Raw genomic sequence first — 18,066 nt, 5'->3', positions numbered from 1 at the left:
ACAAATGTTCGGAAACGAGAAAGGATGATATTATGAATATTGAAAAACAAAAGGCACTTGAATTAGCGCTTGGCCAGATAGAAAAACAGTTTGGAAAAGGTTCAATAATGAAGCTTGGTGAAGATTCAAAATTGAATGTAGAGGCAATATCGAGCGGTTCTTTAGATTTGGATATAGCTCTCGGCATAGGTGGAGTACCTAGAGGAAGAATCGTCGAAATATTCGGACCTGAGTCTTCGGGTAAAACGACAGTTGCTCTTCACATTATAGCAGAGGCACAAAAAAATGGAGGTGCAGCAGCCTTTGTGGATGCTGAGCATGCCCTGGACCCTGTTTATGCGAAAAAGCTTGGCGTAGATATCGAAAACCTTGTTGTTTCGCAGCCGGATACCGGTGAACAGGCACTTGAAATAGCAGAAGCACTTGTAAGATCAGGTGCCATAGATGTTATCGTAATTGACTCAGTTGCTGCTCTGGTACCTAAGGCAGAAATTGAAGGAGAAATGGGAGATGCCCATGTTGGGCTTCAGGCACGATTAATGTCACAGGCCCTCAGAAAGCTTGCAGGAGCTATTAACAAATCAAAATGTGTAGCCATATTTATCAATCAGCTTCGTGAAAAGGTTGGCGTTATGTTTGGTAATCCTGAAACTACCCCTGGTGGAAGGGCGTTAAAATTCTATGCATCAGTAAGGCTTGATGTTAGAAAAGTGGACTCGATAAAGCAGGGAGAAGATGTTCTTGGAAGCAGAACAAGGGTAAAGGTTGTAAAAAATAAAGTTGCTCCTCCTTTCAAGGTTGCTGAATTTGATATAATGTATGGTGAGGGTATTTCTAAGGAAGGCAACATATTAGATGTCGCAGTTAATAACGATATAGTTCAAAAAAGTGGATCATGGTTTTCGTATAACGAACAGAAGTTAGGTCAAGGAAGAGAAAATGCCAAAAACTTTTTAAGGGAAAATCCCCACATAGCCCTTGAAATTGAAAACAAGATAAGGGCAAAGTATAATCTGCCTTTAGCAGCAGTAAAAAAAGAAGAAGCACAGGCTGAGTAATTATAAGCATCCCTAAAGGAAGGGATGCTTTATTTTGAGGTGATTATTTTGATTATAACTTCCATTGTAAAGCAAAAGAGAAATGATGAAAGGTACAATATTTACATCGATAATAACTTTACCTTTTCAGCGGATATTGAAGATATAATTAAATATGATATAAAAGAAGGGGTGAAGCTGGATCAAAATAGTCTAGACTTTCTTATTGAAAACTGTGAAGGTACTAAGGCCTATAACTATTGCTTGAAATTGTTAGGTAGAAGAGACTATACAGAAACTGAACTGAGAAGAAAGTTGGAGCAAAAGTATTATTCTAACAAAACCATTGAAAAGGTATTAGAAAAGTTAAAAATATATGATATCATAAATGATGACCGATATATTAAAAAATATATAAATAACAGTCAAAGGTTTAAGAAGCATGGAAAAAAGAAAATATTATTTAATTTAGGAAATAAAGGAATACCAGGGGAAATGTTGCAAATGATCAATATAGATGAAAATACTGAGTATGAAAATGCATATAATCTTGCTTTAAAAAAACTTAATTTGGTAAAGGAAAAGCCTGATAGAATAGAGAGAATATGCAGGTATCTGATTTCAAAGGGATATGAGTATGGTTTAGTTAAGCGAGTATTGAATGAAATACTATCAAATAGTGAGAGTGATGATATATGATAAAGCTATTATATTTTACAGATACACACATAAGAGGTAATAATCCAAAGTCAAGAAAAGATAACTTTACAGAGTCATTAAAAAGAAAGTTCGGAGAAATAGCAAAGGTATGCAGTGAAGAATCCATAGATTATGTTCTATTTGGGGGGGATTTATTTGACAGGCCAGATGTCTCACTCTCAATTGTGAAGGATTTTCTTGGTGTATTAAAAACAATGCCTTTACCTATATATGCTGTGCTCGGAAATCATGACGTTTATGGTCAAAACCCTGATACTGTAAACAGAACAATTATAGGCCTTTTAGATACTTTAGGCATAATTAAACTGATTTATAGGGGTGAGAAAATATATTTAAAAAAAGAGGGGATTACTCTTCAGTTAACTGGGTGCTCATATTATTATGATATAGATGTATCAGAGTCGCGGCAGGGATATATAACCGATAAAAGGGATTGTGATTATTCAATACATATGGCACATGGTTTTCTTATGGATAAACCATTTATTCAGGGCATACCCTATACACTGATTGATGATATTGTAAATAAAACACAGGCAGATATAACGCTTTGCGGGCATTATCATACAGGATTTGGGATTAAGAAAATGGATGGTAAATATTTTATAAATCCAGGGGCGATTGCCAGAATAAGCAACACTATTTCAGAGGTTGAAAGGATCCCCTCCTATCTTATTATTGAACTTGGAAATGAAATAAAGCTTACAATTAAGGAGCTTATCTGTGCAAGACCTGGAGATGAAGTGTTGGACAGGGATATTTTAAGGCGTGAAGAGTTCAGACAGCAAACCCTTAACCGCTTCATACAGCAGGTCAACTCATACGGAGATTTTGAAGAACTAAACCTACAAAGGATAATAAATGAAATAGCTTTAAGAGAAAATATACCGAAAGAGATAAAGGACGAGGCATTAAGAAGAATTTCAGAGTCACAGAGGATACTCTCCAGCAGGGAAGTGTTAAAATGAAATACATTAAAAGCATAGAACTAATCAATTTTCAATCGCACAAGAACTCATTTATAAGTTTTGAAAATGGGCTTAACGTAATCAGCGGACCTTCTGATAATGGAAAGTCTGCAATAATAAGGGCTCTAAAATGGGTATTATACAATGAACCCAAGGGAACAGATTTTATCAGGCAGGGAGAAAGCAGCTGCAAAGTGACGCTGATTTTAAGCGATAATACTACAATAGTCCGGGAGAGAACTAAAAGTAAAAACCTTTATAAAATTATTAATAGTGAAGGAAAAGAAAGTGTTTTTGAGGGCTTTGGGAATGAAATACCTGAAGAAATCTTAAAGGCCCATGGTATTCTAAGAATGTACATCGATGCATCCTCTGCCCAGAGTATAAACCTATCCGAGCAGCTTGAAGGACCATTTTTAATAAGCCAGCCTGGTTCAATAAAGGCGAAGGCAATTGGAAGGCTCGTAGGAGTTCATATTGTTGATGAAGCATTAAAAGAATTGAACAGGGATATATCTAATCTACAAAGCGATGAGAAACGAATATATAAAAACATAGATGAGCTAAATGATAAACTAAAGGAGTATGAATACCTTAAGGATAGAAAAAAGGAAATAGAGAGAAAAGAACGCATAATAATGGATTTAGTAAATAAAAATGAAAGAATTAAAAAGTTAAAGGATTTGAAAGATCAATATGAAACCCTTCGAAATGAAGAGAAAGAAACATTAATTATGCTGAAAAAGCTAAAAAGTATTGAAAAAGCTGAAAATGCAGTTTCTTTATTAGAATCACAGGTTAAAAGAATTGGCATGCTGTATGATTTAAACGCTAGATATGGAATGGTTATACAGGACATAGATTATCAGAAAACTATACTTCATAAAACAAGGTTTATTGATCAGGGAACTTTAAAGCTTTTAAATGGAATCAATATGATTTCTCATTATAATAAATTATTAGATTATCATAGAAAAATCACACAATATAACAGAGAACTAGAAAATATATATGGTGTATTAAACAAGCTTGCAACATTAGATAAGGCAAATATTATTACTAATGAGATAGAAATCTATACCAAAAAGTTTAACAACCTGGTTGAATTAAAAGATGAAATGACTGCTTTAAGTGATAGAATAACAAAGGGAGAAGTATATTTAAAAAAGTTTGAGCAGATGGAAAAAGCTATGAATAGTTTTTCAGAGTCTGTAAGTATGACCGAAAAATATAAAAAAATGTATGAGATGTATCAGAAATATATTGCTATTGTACATGATGAAAAAATTACAATTAAAAACATAAAAACGTGTAATGAATCGATTAAAGAGGATATCAATGAATATATGGCATTGCTAAAAAAAATAGGCAAATGTCCGGTATGCATGTCGCCCATAGAAGAACATACCATTGAGCAAATAATAAACGAATTTAAAGGGGATGAAGTATATGAAAAATTATGAAGCAAAGTTATCAGAGCTAAAGGATAGATTAGAAACTTCAAAGAATAAAAAAATAAAAGCTGAAACGAAACTTGAGCAGCTTCAAAATCAAAAAAACGACATTATTAAGGAATTAAAAAATATGGGAGTGTCACCTGAAAATCTTGATGATGAAATAAAAAAACTGGAAAGCGAAATAGAAAAACTCATTATGGAAGTAGACAACATGGTCCCAAAGGATATTTAATGGGGTGATGGTTTTGTACGATGAATATATTGATAAACTAAAACATCAGGTTCAGAGGGAAAAAGAAGAATACTATAAAGAAAAAGGCAAAATGGAAAATATTATTGAGCAGATAAAGGATAATGAAAAAAAACTTAATGAGATAAAGTTAAAAAGCGATAGACTCCTTCAGGTAAAGCTGCTTTTTCAAAATGTATCCCATTTTGCCAGGGAACAATCGAAAAGACAGATGGAACATCTGGTAACACAGTGTTTACAGTATATATTCGATCCATCCTTTGAATTCAGGATAGAAATTGTAGAAAAGGCAAACAGAATTGAAGGGGAGTTTTATGTGGTTTCCAAAGTCAATGGCCAGGAGATTGTAACAAGGCCTCAGGATTCCAGGGGGGGCGGGGTTGTAGACGTTATATCCCTCGCTATAAGAATTGCCATGATGCAAATATCAGAACCTAAAATTCAGGGCCCTTTGATTTTAGATGAACCTGCCAAGCATGTTAGTGAAGATTATATAATGAATGTTGCAGATTTTATTAAACAGGTTAGTTCCATCTTTAAAAGGCAAATTATTATGGTTACTCACAATAATCATCTTTTAGAAAGTGCAGATGTATGTTACCGAGTAGAGCTTAAAGATGGGGTCAGTATTGTAACTCCTCTTAACTTGACATAAAATTAAAACTATAATAAAATAAAGACAAATAATGGCTAATTTAAAATATTGTATTTTAATTTTCATTATTTTTTATGCTTATAATTCGCTGAGTATAATTAACAAAACATTTTCTATAATTAGCGAATTGTATGGATAACTATAAAAATATATATTTTTATAATTATCCAAAAGCATTAGTTTGTATAAAAAGTATAGGAAGAAATTTATGGGAAAAGGAGGTGTTTAGGATAAGCGCATTTATATGGCTAATTATTTGTGTTTTGGTTGCAATTGTAGCCTTTTTTATAGGTTATTTAGTTAGAAAAAATATAGCCGAAGGTAAAATTCAAAGTGCGGAGGAATTATCTAAAAAGATAGTTGCCGATGCTGAAAGAGAAGCTGAGGCAAAGAAAAAAGAAGCTATAATTGAAGCCAAAGAAGAGGTTCACAGACAGAGAGTTGAATTTGAAAGGGAAGTAAGAGAAAGAAGAAACGAGCTTCAGAGAATGGAGAGAAGACTTCTTCAGAGGGAAGAAATTCTTGATAAGAAGGTTGAAGCCCTTGAAGCAAGAGAGGAAAACTTAACAAAGAAGCAGCAGGATATACAAAATCTTCAGGATGAAATATCTGAACTTTACAAGAAGCAGGTTGAAGAGCTTGAAAGGTTAGCAGGTCTAACTCAAGAACAGGCAAAGGAAATGCTCTTAAATGACATTAGAAAAGAAATCAAACATGAAGCAGCTATAATGATTAAGGATATTGAATCAAAGGCTCGTGAAGAGGGCGAAAAGAGGGCTAAGGAAATTATTGCATGCTCAATTCAAAGGTGTGCAGCGGATCATGTTGCTGAAACAACTGTTTCAGTTGTCTCCCTTCCAAATGATGAAATGAAAGGCAGGATCATTGGCAGAGAAGGTAGAAATATAAGGACGCTGGAAACGCTCACAGGTATCGATCTTATAATAGATGATACTCCAGAAGCTGTTATCCTATCTGGATTTGATCCTATAAGAAGGGAGGTCGCAAGGTTAGCACTTGAGAAATTAATTGCAGATGGAAGAATACACCCTGCTCGAATTGAGGAAATGGTTGAAAAAGCTAAAAAAGAAGTTGAAAATGACATAAGGGAACAGGGTGAGCAGGCAACCTTTGAAACCGGAGTTAACGGCTTGCATTCAGAGCTTGTAAAACTTCTAGGAAGGCTAAAGTATAGAACAAGCTACGGGCAGAACGTTTTAAAGCATTCTATGGAAGTTGCGTACCTTGCAGGTTTAATGGCTGCAGAGCTTGGAGCGGATGTAGCCCTCGCTAAGAGAGCAGGTCTTCTACATGACATTGGCAAAGCAGTAGACCATGAAGTTGAAGGACCTCATGCGCTGCTTGGAGGGGAGCTTGCAAAAAGATACAATGAGTCTCCAGCAGTGGTTCATGCTATAGCTGCTCATCATGGTGATATAGAACCGCAATCTATTGAAGCTATACTGGTTCAGGCTGCAGATGCAATATCAGCTGCAAGACCTGGAGCTAGGAGAGAAACCCTTGAGGCTTATATTAAGAGGCTTCAAAAACTAGAAGAAATTGCTGATTCATTTGAAGGTGTTGAAAAGTCCTATGCTATTCAAGCAGGACGTGAAATAAGAATAATGGTAAAGCCAGAACAGATTTCAGATGCTGAAACTGTATTGATGGCTCGTGAGATAGTTAAGAAAATCGAAAATGAATTAGAATATCCTGGACAAATAAAGGTTAATGTAATAAGGGAAGTCAGAGCAATAGAATATGCTAAATAAAAAAACAGGACAATTAGCTTTAAAGTTAATTGTCCTGTTTTTTTATTAATCAATTTCTAAAAATTTATGAAATTTAAGAAGGAAATAGTTAATTTATGTAGAATTTTTATATAAAGGCTAAACTAAATGGTCTCAAGGAGGTTTTAAAATGGAAGTATTAAAAGTTTCAGCAAAGTCAAACCCAAATTCTGTTGCAGGTGCTTTAGCAGGGGTCATTAGAGAAAAAGGAACTGCAGAAATTCAAGCAATTGGTGCAGGTGCAATCAATCAGGCCGTTAAAGCTGTAGCAATTGCCAGAGGGTTTGTTGCACCAAGTGGTGTAGATTTGATATGTATTCCGGCTTTTACGGATATTAGCATTGAGGGTGAAGAACGAACAGCAATTAAGTTTATAGTGCAGCCTAGATAATAAATACCCGGGAGTCAATGATATGCTCCCGGGTATTATTTAAGTATATTTACATAATATTAATTATGTAAATATACTATCCACGATAATTGCAAGATCTTATTCATTATGAGGTAGACATATGAATAAAACAGTGCTATATTAAAATTAAAAAATGTAAAATCAGGGTGGAAAAATGGTTGAGTATGATTTACACATACATAGTACGGCATCGGATGGACTTTTAAATCCGGAGGAAATTTTTAAAATAGCATATATGAAACGGTTAAAGGGCATATCTATAACCGATCATGATACCGTTAGTTCATTAAGTCAGGGAAAACGTCTTGGCTTTGAATTTGGGATTGATTTCATACCTGGCATTGAACTTAGTACTGTTTACAAAAACAAAGAAGTTCACATACTTGGTTATTATATTGACTATACAGATGAGAATTTTAATGCCTTTCTGAATACACTGCAAAGATCCAGATATGATAGGGCAAGTAAAATGGTTAAAAAAATTTCGGATTTAGGTTATGAAATTTCCTTTGATGAAGTCCTTAAGACTGCAGGAGAAAATTATAATTCCATTGGAAGACCTCATATAGCACAGGTTCTTATCAATAAAGGTTATTTTAAAGATATTCCAGAAGTATTTGATAAATTAATTGGATCTGGAAAGCCTGCTTATGTTCAGAAATATAAAGTTAGTACATTTGGAGGGATTAAAAAAATACTGGATGCAGGTGGAATACCTGTACTTGCACATCCAATGCTAATAGAGGATTTAGATAAATATGGGATTGAAAAGATGATAAAAAAGTTAAAAGAACATGGTCTATTGGGGATTGAGGTTTTTCATACAAAACAATCCATAGAAGATTCATACTGGCTGTGCAGCATAGCTGAAAGATATGATTTAACTATTACAGGAGGCAGTGATTGCCATGGAAGGGACAGGAACATCAACTATCTGCTTGGAAGTAAAGGAGTTTCAACTGACAAAGTGGTTGAATTGAAGAATCTAAGAAGGTGATTAAATGACAGACGGCAGCAATAGAAACAGGCAATTTCCAAATAAGATGAATACGACGACCATCGTGAAAATGCTTATACTTCACTTTTTAAGTAAAAAGAGCTGTTATGGCAACGAACTGATAGATTTAATCGAAATCAATCTTAATTATAAATGGAAACCAAGTCCTGGAATGATTTACCCACTTTTAAGAAGTATGGAAGATGATCTTCTAATTGAAGGTTGGTGGGATGAACCTGACAAAAAAACAAAAAGGCACTATAGAATAACAGAAACTGGAATAAAGCATTACGATAAAATAAAGTCTTTATATAAGCCTCTGCTTGAGGAATCGTTGTCTATTATCGACAGCGTTTTAAAAACTATTTATTGAACTTGGAGGGAATATCATGGAATTATCAAATAAGGCTCAGAGAATATCCTCGTCCTTAACTCTTGCGATTAGTGCGAAGGCTAAGAAGCTAAAGGAGCAAGGCATTGATGTAATTAACTTTAGTGCAGGTGAACCTGATTTTACTACGCCTACAAATGTACAGAATGCTGCAGTAGAAGCTATAAGAAAGGGCCTAATTCGATATACTCCAGCATCGGGAATACTGGAGCTAAAGGAAGCGATTTCAAGAAAACTTAAAAGGGATAATAACCTTGACTATATGCCAACGCAAATAGTAATATCTAATGGTGCAAAACATTCAATTTATAATGCACTTATGGCAATATGTAATCCAGGGGATGAGGTAATTATTCCTGTTCCATACTGGGTAAGCTATCCTGAAATCGTAAAACTTGCAGATGCTGTTCCTGTTATGGTGAAAACCAAGGAGGAAAATAATTTTAAATACACAAAGGAAGATTTAGAAAGTGCAATTACCAATAAAACTAAAGCTATAATACTTAATAGTCCAAACAATCCAACAGGAGCTGTCTATAGTGAAAAGGAGCTTGGTGCAATTGCTGAAATAGCTATAGAACATGATCTTATTGTTATTTCGGATGAAATATATGAAAAGCTTATTTATGGCGATGCAAAGCATATAAGCATAGCATCGTTAAATCAAGAAATAAAGAAAAGGACTATAGTAATAAATGGAGTATCAAAGGCATATGCAATGACAGGATGGAGAATTGGATATGCTGCCTCGGAAGAAAATATTGCAAAGATCATTTCAAACATTCAGAGCCATGCTACTTCAAATCCGAATTCAATTGCTCAGTATGCCAGCGTTGAGGCGTTAGCAGGTCCACAGGATGATGTAGAAAAGATGAGAAGTGAATTTGAGAAGCGAAGGGACTACATGGTTGAAAAAATAAACAGCATTAATAACATATCGTGTAAAAAGCCCGATGGTGCATTTTATGTAATGATCAATATTTCGAAATTAAAGGGCGAGTCTATAAAGAATCATAAAATAAATACTTCTTTTGATCTATGCAGCGCGCTCCTGGAGGTAGCAAAAGTAGCAGCTATTCCCGGTGCAGCCTTTGGTGTTGATGATTATATTAGATTATCATATGCTACATCTATGGAAAACATTATAGAGGGTCTAGAAAGGATAGAAAATTTCTTAAAGTAAAGAATAAGTAGGAGGGGAAAATAAGTCCCTCTATTTTTATTATTATTTTTGTGATATAATCGGTATATAACGAAATTTAATTGTTTATAATGTATTAATATTCGTAAATTATAAAGAGGAGATGGTAAGATGCATGATTTATATGAAAGCCCGCTAACTAAAAGGTATGCCAGTAAGGAAATGTCCTATTTGTTTTCTGATGAGAATAAGTTTATTTTATGGAGAAAATTATGGTTAGCACTTGCTGAAGCGGAAAAGGAATTAGGACTTAATATAACCGATGAACAGATAAATGAATTAAGAGAACATGTCTATGATATAAACTATGACGTAGCTGCCGAAAGGGAGAAGATAACCCGTCATGATGTCATGTCACATGTATATGCATATGGGGTTCAGTGCCCAAAGGCTAAAGGGATAATACATCTGGGGGCTACCAGCTGCTATGTTGGTGATAATGCAGACTTAATCATTATGAGAGATGCCCTAATGCTCCTAAGCAAGAAAATCATACAAGTAATAAAAAATCTTAAAAAATTTGCATATACATATAAAGATATACCAACACTAGCATTTACTCACCTGCAGCCTGCCCAGCTAACCACTGTTGGAAAGCGTGGGTGTCTATGGATTCAGGATCTTTTGATGGATTTAGATTATTTAAACTATGTTAAAGATAGATTAAGGTTTTTAGGTGTAAAGGGTACCACAGGTACACAGGCAAGCTTTCTTAGTTTATTCGACGGCGATCACGATAAGGTAAAAATGCTCGATGCAATAATTTCAGAAAAGATGGGATTTAAAGAGAAGTGCTTTATTGTTACCGGCCAAACCTATCCAAGGAAGCAGGATATGATGGTACTCCACGTTTTAAGCAGCATTGCACAGAGTGCATATAAATTCAGCAATGATTTAAGGATATTGCAGAACATGAAGGAGATTGAGGAACCCTTTGAAAAGAATCAAATCGGATCGTCAGCAATGGCATATAAAAGAAATCCTATGAGATCTGAGAGGATTTCAGCCCTTGCAAGATATGTTATAATCGATTCGCTAAATCCAGCGATTACTGCAGCCACACAGTGGTTTGAAAGAACACTTGATGATTCAGCAAATAAAAGGATATCCATATCGGAAGCTTTTTTAGCAGTAGATGGTATACTCAACTTATATATAAACATAACTGAAAAAATGGTTGTATACCCTAAAATAATTGAAAAACATGTAAAGGAAGAGTTGCCTTTTATGGCTACAGAAAATATACTTATGGAGGCTGTAAAAAGAGGTGGAGACAGGCAAGAGCTGCACGAAAGAATAAGAGTTCATTCAATGGAAGCTGCAAAGGTAGTAAAGGAAAAAGGTTTACCCAATGATTTACTGGATAGAATATGCTCTGATCCTTGCTTTGGATTAAAAAAAGAAGATATAATCGAGGTTTTAAAACCTGAAAACTATACTGGAAGAGCTAAGGAACAGGTAGAAGAGTTCATTAGATATGAAGTAGAGCCTGTTCTAGAGGCTTATGGAGATGAAAACATAAACGTAGAAATAAATGTATAATCAACAATTAAAGGGAGCGTGAATGCTCTCTTTTTTATAATAGTTTAAGTTAAATATTTAACAATATCAAAAATTTGTGGAATTACAGCTGCATTGATGTCGAATTAAAAAATAAAAAATTTTACTTAATATAACACATTTTTTACTTTTATAATTGAAATTTCCTATCAAATGTCAATGTCGAAGTTTTTATATACAAATGAATAGGGCTTTAAAAATATTTCATGGTTATAAACAGAAGTTATCAACCGATGTTAATTAATTGTTTTTGTGATAAAATAAAAGTACCAAATCTTTGTTTAGAGGTGAGTATGTATGATAGGATTTATAGGTGCCGGAAACATGGCAACGGCTATTATAAAAGGAATGTTGGAAGATAAAATAAATAAAGAAAACATATTTGTTTATGATGTAAATGGCGAGAAGCTTCAATTCATGTCTAAACTGGGAGTTAATATCTGTAGTGGCTTAAAGGAGCTAGTTACCAACAGCAAATATATCTTCTTATCAGTTAAACCCAATGTTTATGACAGCGTATTAAATGAAATAAAGGACATTATCAGTGAAGAGAAGGTTATTGTTACAATGGCTGCAGGATATGAAATCGCAAGAGTAAAATCCATTATAGGCAATAAAAAAACAGTGAGAACGATGCCTAATACTCCGGCGCTTGTGGGACAAGGTTTTACAGCGGTCTGTTTTGATGAATTGATCGAGGAAGAGGAAAAAGAAAAAGTAATAAGCATGCTAAAAACATTTAGCCATGTTCAGGAAATAAAAGAACCATTTATAAATGCATATTCAGCCGTAAGTGGAAGCGGACCGGCATTCGTATTTATGCTTATCGAAGCCATGGCCGATGCTGCAGTCCTAATGGGGATACCGCGTGCGGAAGCGTACAGGGCTGTAGAGGCGACAGTCTTAGGAAGTGCAAGCCTTGCATTAAAAACGGGAAAACATCCTGGAGAGCTTAAGGACATGGTATGTTCCCCTGGAGGTACTACAATTGAAGGAGTAAGAACTCTGGAAGAGAAGAATTTTAGAGGGGCTGTTATTGAATGTCTAATCAATACCTACAAGAAAAATTTGGACATAACTAAAATACGATAGGAATAAAGAGGGATTCGTATGATCATAAGAATACTGATATTTCTGGCGGCTATAGCTTTTTATATTTCATTTGCGGCTGCCCTATTTCTAAATCTGGGAAATAATCGCTTCAGAAAAAGAAATGATAGAAAAATGAAAGATAAATTAAAAAATGCAAGATAGGTGACAATAGCGACAACTTATTTGAAATTTATTGCTTTAATTGATGCTTGATATACAAAACCATATAATCAATACAAATTGCTATTAATATATAAAGGTTTTAGGCTAGATTATATGAGTTATTATTGTAATTAGAATTAAAAATCGCATAAAATTAGTCATAATCGCCCTATCCAACATTTCGCTAAATTGATATTTAGCGAAATGTTGGATTATAATGTGTAGTAGGAGGGATGGATTTGGATTATATGGAAATATATGATGAGAATTTACCTTCTATCTTAAACGAATTTCTTGGATACCTATGTACTGTAAAGGGCAAATCCATAAATACTATTTCAGGCTATAAAGTGGATCTCAGGCTATTTCTTAAATATGTTAAGAGGCTTAAGTATAAAATGGATGATGATGTTGAAAAAATAGATATATCTGACATAGATGAAAATTTTATTAGAACCATAAGCCTCGGAGATCTCTACTCTTTTATAAACTACATAACTCTTAAAAGAGATAATGGAAGTTATACAAGGGCTCGTAAAACCGCTGCGATTAAGGCTTTTTTTAATTACCTGGAAACTAAAGCTAAGTTAATTAAGGACAACCCTGCCAGAGAGCTTGAAGCTCCTAAGATAAGCAAGAGGCACCCGGTATACTTAACCCTAGATCAAAGTAAAAAGCTTTTAAATGCTATTAATGGCAGAAATAAGGAACGTGATTATGCCATAATTACGTTATTTTTAAACTGTGGGTTGAGATTATCGGAACTTGTTGGAATAAATATTTCAAGAATAAAGGGAGACACTTTAACCGTAATTGGTAAAGGTAATAAAGAAAGGACAGTATATCTCAACTCAGCATGTATTAAAGCCATAAACCTCTATCTGCCTGTTAGAGCTGCGGGTAAGATTATTGATTCTGATGCGCTGTTTCTCAGTGAACGTGGATATAGAATAAATAAAAGAACCGTTGAGATGCTGGTTAAAAAATATATAATAAGTGCTGAACTTTACGATGATAAATATACTCCCCATAAATTAAGGCATACTGCAGCAACTCTTATGTATAAATACGGTAATGTGGACATCAGGGCCCTTCAAAATATACTTGGCCATGAAAGCGTATCCACGACACAGATTTATACCCATGTCGACGATGAAAGGCTAAGAGAAGCTGTAAAATCAAATCCGTTGGCAGATTTATAAATATACATAATATATATTATGTTAACTATCGTCTTTATAAAGAAAACTAACCATTTTTTCATGGTTAGTTTTCTTTATGCCTGCCATGCAGTATATCATTTATTTTCTTATCATATATTTTTTTAAGTTCAGGAATATCTTCTATAAATTCATACTCCACTACCCTTTCAGCCCTTGACCGACTCTCAAAGCTATGTATTTTTTGAAGTTCATATTCATCAAGCAAATATTCGTCTAACTCAGATGCGTCATCAATTATTCCATCGATCCTTATTTCACTATAATCAATGCCGTCGATTCCAAGGCATTTGCCACAGTTATCGCAAAATTTATCGGGAAACAGGTCACATCTGTCACATTCACAGCAGACGGTACAAAGTTTAGATGAATCAAGGACACAATATTTTATATCATCCATTGCCATATCATCCTTTTCAATCGTATTTTTTTAATATTATATCAAAAATCGATTCATAAATAAATTATTTTATGGGTATTTCAAGCTCCTGCCCTGGATATATTACTGGTGATTTAAGATTATTTATTTTTCTAATTTCATAAATAAGTTGTCTTACATCTCTATAACCCGAATTTTTTTCTGCCGCAATACTCCACAGTGTATCGCCTGGATAAACTACGACTTTGATGCTTTCTTTTTTATTGCTGATACCTTTCACGTGAATTGCAAAAGGCAATGCAAACATTATAGATAATATTATAAGAATTATAATTTTTGACATCAGTTTTCTTTTCATATGTATTCCCCCCCTCTACGAACATATGTTCTATTTAAAGTATATCGAACATTTGTTCTCATGTCAACGGTTTTACGAACATAAGTTTGCTTATGCTTTAAAGTTGTGCTATAATCAATAGAGATTAAGAATTAAGGGGTGTAATATATGCCAAATTCCGAAGTAAGCGATAAGCAGCAGGAAATATTAGACTTTATTAAAAGCGAAATATTTGCAAAAGGATACCCTCCTTCTGTTAGAGAAATATGTAATGCTGTAGGTTTAAAATCCACTTCAACAGTACACGGGCACTTAGAGAGACTTGAAAAAAAGGGACTTATTAGAAGAGATCCAACAAAACCAAGGGCAATTGAGCTTTTAGATGAAACATTAAATCAAAAGGAAATAATAAACGTGCCTATAGTAGGTAGAGTTGCAGCTGGTCAGCCTATATTGGCTGTTGAGAATATAGAGGACAGATTTCCTGTTCCCGCCGATTTTTTTCCTATGAAAAATAACATGTTTATGCTGGAAATTAAAGGCGAAAGCATGATTGGATGTGGAATACTTGACGGTGACTACATAATCGTTGAACAACAATCAACAGCCAATAATGGCGATATCGTGGTAGCATTAATCGACGACAGCGCTACTGTTAAGCGCTTCTATAAGGAAAATGGATATATAAGGCTACAGCCTGAAAATCCAGACATGGAGCCAATAATAGTAGATAACTGCACTATTTTGGGAAAAGCAGTAGGGCTCATTAGAAGAATAAAATAAAACCGGCCTAACAGGCCGGTTTTATTTTATTCTTTATTATTTAATACATTAGATAGCCCTATCAGAATTCCAATTTTAGCATGTTCGAAGGTCAATCCTCCCTGCAGATATGCAATGTAAGGAGGACGAATAGGTGCATCTGCACTCAGTTCAATTGATGACCCCTGAACAAAGGCGCCTGCTGCCATTATAACTTGATCGGTATATCCAGGCATATCCCAGGGCTCGCATTCAACAAATGAATCAACTGGAGAACCTTTTTGAATTCCCTTGCAGAAATTAATCAGATCCTTCGGGTTGTTAAATTTAATGGCCTGTATAATATCGCTCCTATTTTCGTAATACTTTGGCGATACCTCATAACCTGAAAGCTCCATTAGCCTTGAACAGAATATTGCTGATTTCAAGGCTTCAGCCGTAATATGGGGAGCCATAAATAACCCCTGAAACATAAGCCTTACAATTCCATATGTAGAGCCGCATTCCTTTCCGAGACCCGGAGCGGTTAATCTAAATGCAGCTTGTCTTACATATTTTTCTTTACCGACGACATATCCTCCAGTGGGTGCAATACCACCTCCTATATTCTTAATCAGTGACCCAGCAACAATGTCTGCTCCAACCTCAATTGGTTCTCTGGTATCTATGAATTCTCCATAACAATTATCAACAAAGCAAATTATGTCTTCCCTTATCTTCTTAATCTCCTTTATTGCATTTTCTATATCTGAAATAGAAAGGGATGGTCTCCAGCCATAGCCGGTGGAGCGTTGAATTTCTATCATCCTGATAGACGAGTCTTGTGATATCAGTTTTTGAACTGCATCAATATCGATTTTGCCGTCTTCATTTAAATCTATTTGTTTATAATCAACGCCATATTCCTTAAGGGAGCCAGTGTTTTCACCTTCAATTCCTATTACCTGAAGAAGCGTGTCATAGGGTTTTCCTGTTATTGAAAGTAGTGTATCTCCAGGCCTTAGATTGCCAAATAACGCAAGGGTTATTGCATGTGTGCCTGAAACGATCTGGGGCCTTACGAGAGCATCCTCAGCATTGAATATCCTTGCATACACCCTTTCAAGTGTATCCCTTCCGATATCACCATATCCATATCCAGTTGAATTAGTGAAATGCGCATCACTTAGCTTTTCTTCCTGCATAGCCTTTAAAACCTTTATCTGATTAAATTCTTTTATATTATCAATATTATTGAAGGTACTGGCTATGTCCTGTAAAGCTTTCTCAGATAATTCAAGTATTTCAGATCTGATATTAAAATTTTCAATTAGATATTTATTAGTAATATCCAACATTGATTGTTCCTCCTTGGTAAACATAATGTTTAATTTTAACATAATTGCCTGAGCTACATCAATATACACAAAAATAAATACCCTGATAAGGGTATTTATTCATCACTCTCGCCTATTTCATTGTTTTGAACTGTATAGAGTACAGGTTTTAGTGGTGTTATAGTAGACACTGCATGTTTATATATCATCACCTGTTTTCCATCGTTATCAAGAATAATGGTGAAATTATCAAACCCCTTTACAAATCCCTTTAATTGAAAGCCATTAATCAGATGTATAGTAACACTGATTCTGTTTTTTCTTGCTTGGTTTAAGAAAACATCTTGCAGGTTATTAGCACTTTTATTCATAGGATCCTCCTCCAGGTAAATAATATTAATATAGTAATTCTATATCCCTCTAAATTTTCCTTCAGCGTACTTAATTATATTTTGGATTATTTCTTCTTTTGTGTCAAGTTTATCTAGATCAATCCAATTAACTCTAGTATCCTTTCTAAACCACGTGAGTTGCCTTTTTGCATATCTTCTTGTCCCCTGCTTAATAATATCTTTAACCTCATCAAGGGTATACAAGCCATCCAAATAATCGTATACCTCTTTATAGCCTATGGCCTGCATAGAGGTTAAATCCCTTGTATATCCCATTCTTCTAAGCATTTTAACTTCATCTATAAGTCCTGCTTCAAACATTCTATCTACTCTTATATTGATTCTTTCATAAAGCCTGCTTCTATCCATTGTAAGGGCGAAATAGGCTATATTGTATTCTATTGGCTTTTGTCTGGACTCCCTTTGATACTGTGAAATGGTCTTTCCTGTGTTTTTATAAACTTCAAGAGCCCGGATTACCCTTTTTAAATCATTGGGATAAAGCCTGTTATAGGATTCTGGATCGATATCCTTTAGCATTTGATGGACATATTCCTTTCCCTTTTCCCTTGCAAGCGCTGTTAAGTGTTCTCTATATTCCTTATCAACACTGGTTTCAGTAAAATCCAGATTATAGGTTAGAGAATTAATATATAGCCCTGTTCCGCCAATGACTATAGGAATTTTTCCACGGTTTAAAATATCATTAATACACTCTCCAGCCATCCTTCTATACAGTGCAACGCTGAATTCTTCGTCCGGGAAAACAATATCTATCATATGGTGCTGAATTCCATCCATTTCTTCCTTTGTGGGTTTTGCTGTGCCGATATCCATATACTTATATATTTGCATTGAATCTGCAGAAACGACTTCTCCATTTATTTTCTTTGCCAATGCTATCCCAAGCTCTGTTTTTCCTGATGCGGTTGGACCGGCAATAATTATTATATTCTTCGACATATAGC

General features: G+C 34.6%; 21 protein-coding genes. 16 read left to right on the top strand and 5 right to left on the bottom strand.

Annotated features, from left to right (window positions below; all coding sequences use genetic code 11):
• The first annotated feature begins 32 nt into the window (after window positions 1-32).
• From recA to EDD71_RS04985, 15 genes are all read left to right on the top strand, one after another.
• Window positions 33-1,058: a recombinase RecA gene (gene recA / locus EDD71_RS05050; protein ID WP_133627660.1), complete on the top strand. Its 1,026-nt coding sequence runs from the start codon at window positions 33-35 to the stop codon at window positions 1,056-1,058.
• A 48-nt stretch (window positions 1,059-1,106) separates the two neighbouring features.
• Window positions 1,107-1,736: a regulatory protein RecX gene (locus EDD71_RS05045; RefSeq protein WP_207669284.1), complete on the top strand. Its 630-nt coding sequence runs from the start codon at window positions 1,107-1,109 to the stop codon at window positions 1,734-1,736.
• A complete protein-coding gene (locus EDD71_RS05040; RefSeq protein ID WP_243116407.1) occupies window positions 1,733-2,725 on the top strand; it encodes a metallophosphoesterase in 993 nt (330 codons plus the stop codon). The genes EDD71_RS05045 and EDD71_RS05040 overlap by 4 nt, the downstream gene beginning before the upstream one ends.
• Window positions 2,722-4,188, top strand: coding sequence for an AAA family ATPase (locus EDD71_RS05035; protein ID WP_133627658.1), 1,467 nt, complete (start codon window positions 2,722-2,724; stop codon window positions 4,186-4,188). Before EDD71_RS05040 ends, EDD71_RS05035 begins: the two co-directional genes overlap by 4 nt.
• Entirely contained in the window at window positions 4,175-4,414 is a 240-nt protein-coding gene (locus tag EDD71_RS05030; RefSeq protein ID WP_133627657.1) for a hypothetical protein, read from the top strand. Before EDD71_RS05035 ends, EDD71_RS05030 begins: the two co-directional genes overlap by 14 nt.
• Window positions 4,415-4,427: 13 nt before the next feature.
• Window positions 4,428-5,087, top strand: a complete 660-nt coding sequence (locus EDD71_RS05025; protein ID WP_243116406.1) for an ATPase — start codon at window positions 4,428-4,430, stop codon at window positions 5,085-5,087.
• Between the two features lie 230 nt (window positions 5,088-5,317).
• Window positions 5,318-6,859 carry a ribonuclease Y gene (gene rny, locus EDD71_RS05020; protein WP_133627758.1) on the top strand — a complete coding sequence of 514 codons (1,542 nt, stop codon included), beginning with the start codon at window positions 5,318-5,320 and terminating at the stop codon, window positions 6,857-6,859.
• Between the two features lie 148 nt (window positions 6,860-7,007).
• The gene (locus tag EDD71_RS05015) at window positions 7,008-7,268 is read left to right on the top strand and encodes a stage V sporulation protein S (protein WP_133627656.1); all 261 of its coding nucleotides are present in this window, start codon (window positions 7,008-7,010) and stop codon (window positions 7,266-7,268) included.
• 175 nt (window positions 7,269-7,443) lie between these two features.
• A complete protein-coding gene (locus tag EDD71_RS05010; protein WP_133627655.1) occupies window positions 7,444-8,286 on the top strand; it encodes a PHP domain-containing protein in 843 nt (280 codons plus the stop codon).
• Window positions 8,287-8,290: 4 nt separating this feature from the next.
• Window positions 8,291-8,659 (top strand): PadR family transcriptional regulator, encoded by a 369-nt coding sequence (locus EDD71_RS05005; protein WP_133627654.1) that lies wholly within the window; start codon window positions 8,291-8,293, stop codon window positions 8,657-8,659.
• 16 nt (window positions 8,660-8,675) lie between these two features.
• On the top strand, window positions 8,676-9,860 hold the full coding sequence (locus tag EDD71_RS05000; protein WP_133627653.1) for a pyridoxal phosphate-dependent aminotransferase: 1,185 nt from the start codon (window positions 8,676-8,678) through the stop codon (window positions 9,858-9,860).
• 129 nt (window positions 9,861-9,989) lie between these two features.
• Window positions 9,990-11,420 carry an adenylosuccinate lyase gene (gene purB, locus EDD71_RS04995; protein WP_133627652.1) on the top strand — a complete coding sequence of 477 codons (1,431 nt, stop codon included), beginning with the start codon at window positions 9,990-9,992 and terminating at the stop codon, window positions 11,418-11,420.
• A 315-nt stretch (window positions 11,421-11,735) separates the two neighbouring features.
• Window positions 11,736-12,530, top strand: a complete 795-nt coding sequence (proC, locus tag EDD71_RS04990; protein WP_133627651.1) for a pyrroline-5-carboxylate reductase — start codon at window positions 11,736-11,738, stop codon at window positions 12,528-12,530.
• Between the two features lie 18 nt (window positions 12,531-12,548).
• Complete coding sequence (locus EDD71_RS15240; protein WP_166636349.1) at window positions 12,549-12,692, top strand: hypothetical protein; 144 nt, start codon at window positions 12,549-12,551, stop codon at window positions 12,690-12,692.
• Window positions 12,693-12,925: 233 nt separating this feature from the next.
• Window positions 12,926-13,894 (top strand): tyrosine recombinase XerC, encoded by a 969-nt coding sequence (locus EDD71_RS04985; protein ID WP_133627650.1) that lies wholly within the window; start codon window positions 12,926-12,928, stop codon window positions 13,892-13,894.
• 64 nt (window positions 13,895-13,958) lie between these two features.
• On the opposite strand, the gene EDD71_RS04980 is transcribed toward EDD71_RS04985, so the two are convergent.
• Entirely contained in the window at window positions 13,959-14,312 is a 354-nt protein-coding gene (locus tag EDD71_RS04980; RefSeq protein WP_133627649.1) for a hypothetical protein, read from the bottom strand.
• A 64-nt stretch (window positions 14,313-14,376) separates the two neighbouring features.
• Entirely contained in the window at window positions 14,377-14,649 is a 273-nt protein-coding gene (yneA, locus tag EDD71_RS04975; RefSeq protein ID WP_133627648.1) for a cell division suppressor protein YneA, read from the bottom strand.
• Between the two features lie 147 nt (window positions 14,650-14,796).
• On the opposite strand from yneA, the gene lexA reads away from it, so the two are divergent.
• Entirely contained in the window at window positions 14,797-15,411 is a 615-nt protein-coding gene (gene lexA / locus EDD71_RS04970; RefSeq protein WP_133627647.1) for a transcriptional repressor LexA, read from the top strand.
• A 26-nt stretch (window positions 15,412-15,437) separates the two neighbouring features.
• On the opposite strand, the gene EDD71_RS04965 is transcribed toward lexA, so the two are convergent.
• From EDD71_RS04965 to miaA, 3 genes are all read right to left on the bottom strand, one after another.
• A complete protein-coding gene (locus EDD71_RS04965; RefSeq protein WP_133627646.1) occupies window positions 15,438-16,727 on the bottom strand; it encodes a methionine gamma-lyase family protein in 1,290 nt (429 codons plus the stop codon).
• 95 nt (window positions 16,728-16,822) lie between these two features.
• Window positions 16,823-17,077: an RNA chaperone Hfq gene (gene hfq, locus EDD71_RS04960; protein WP_133627645.1), complete on the bottom strand. Its 255-nt coding sequence runs from the start codon at window positions 17,075-17,077 to the stop codon at window positions 16,823-16,825.
• Window positions 17,078-17,116: 39 nt separating this feature from the next.
• Complete coding sequence (gene miaA, locus EDD71_RS04955) at window positions 17,117-18,061, bottom strand: tRNA (adenosine(37)-N6)-dimethylallyltransferase MiaA (RefSeq protein WP_133627644.1); 945 nt, start codon at window positions 18,059-18,061, stop codon at window positions 17,117-17,119.
• Between the last annotated feature and the right edge of the window lie 5 nt (window positions 18,062-18,066).

This window comes from Fonticella tunisiensis (assembly GCF_004364155.1).
Lineage (GTDB): Bacteria > Bacillota > Clostridia > Clostridiales > Caloramatoraceae > Fonticella > Fonticella tunisiensis.
Note: the sequence above shows the minus strand (reverse complement) of the source record. Positions and strands in the feature narration are given on the sequence as shown.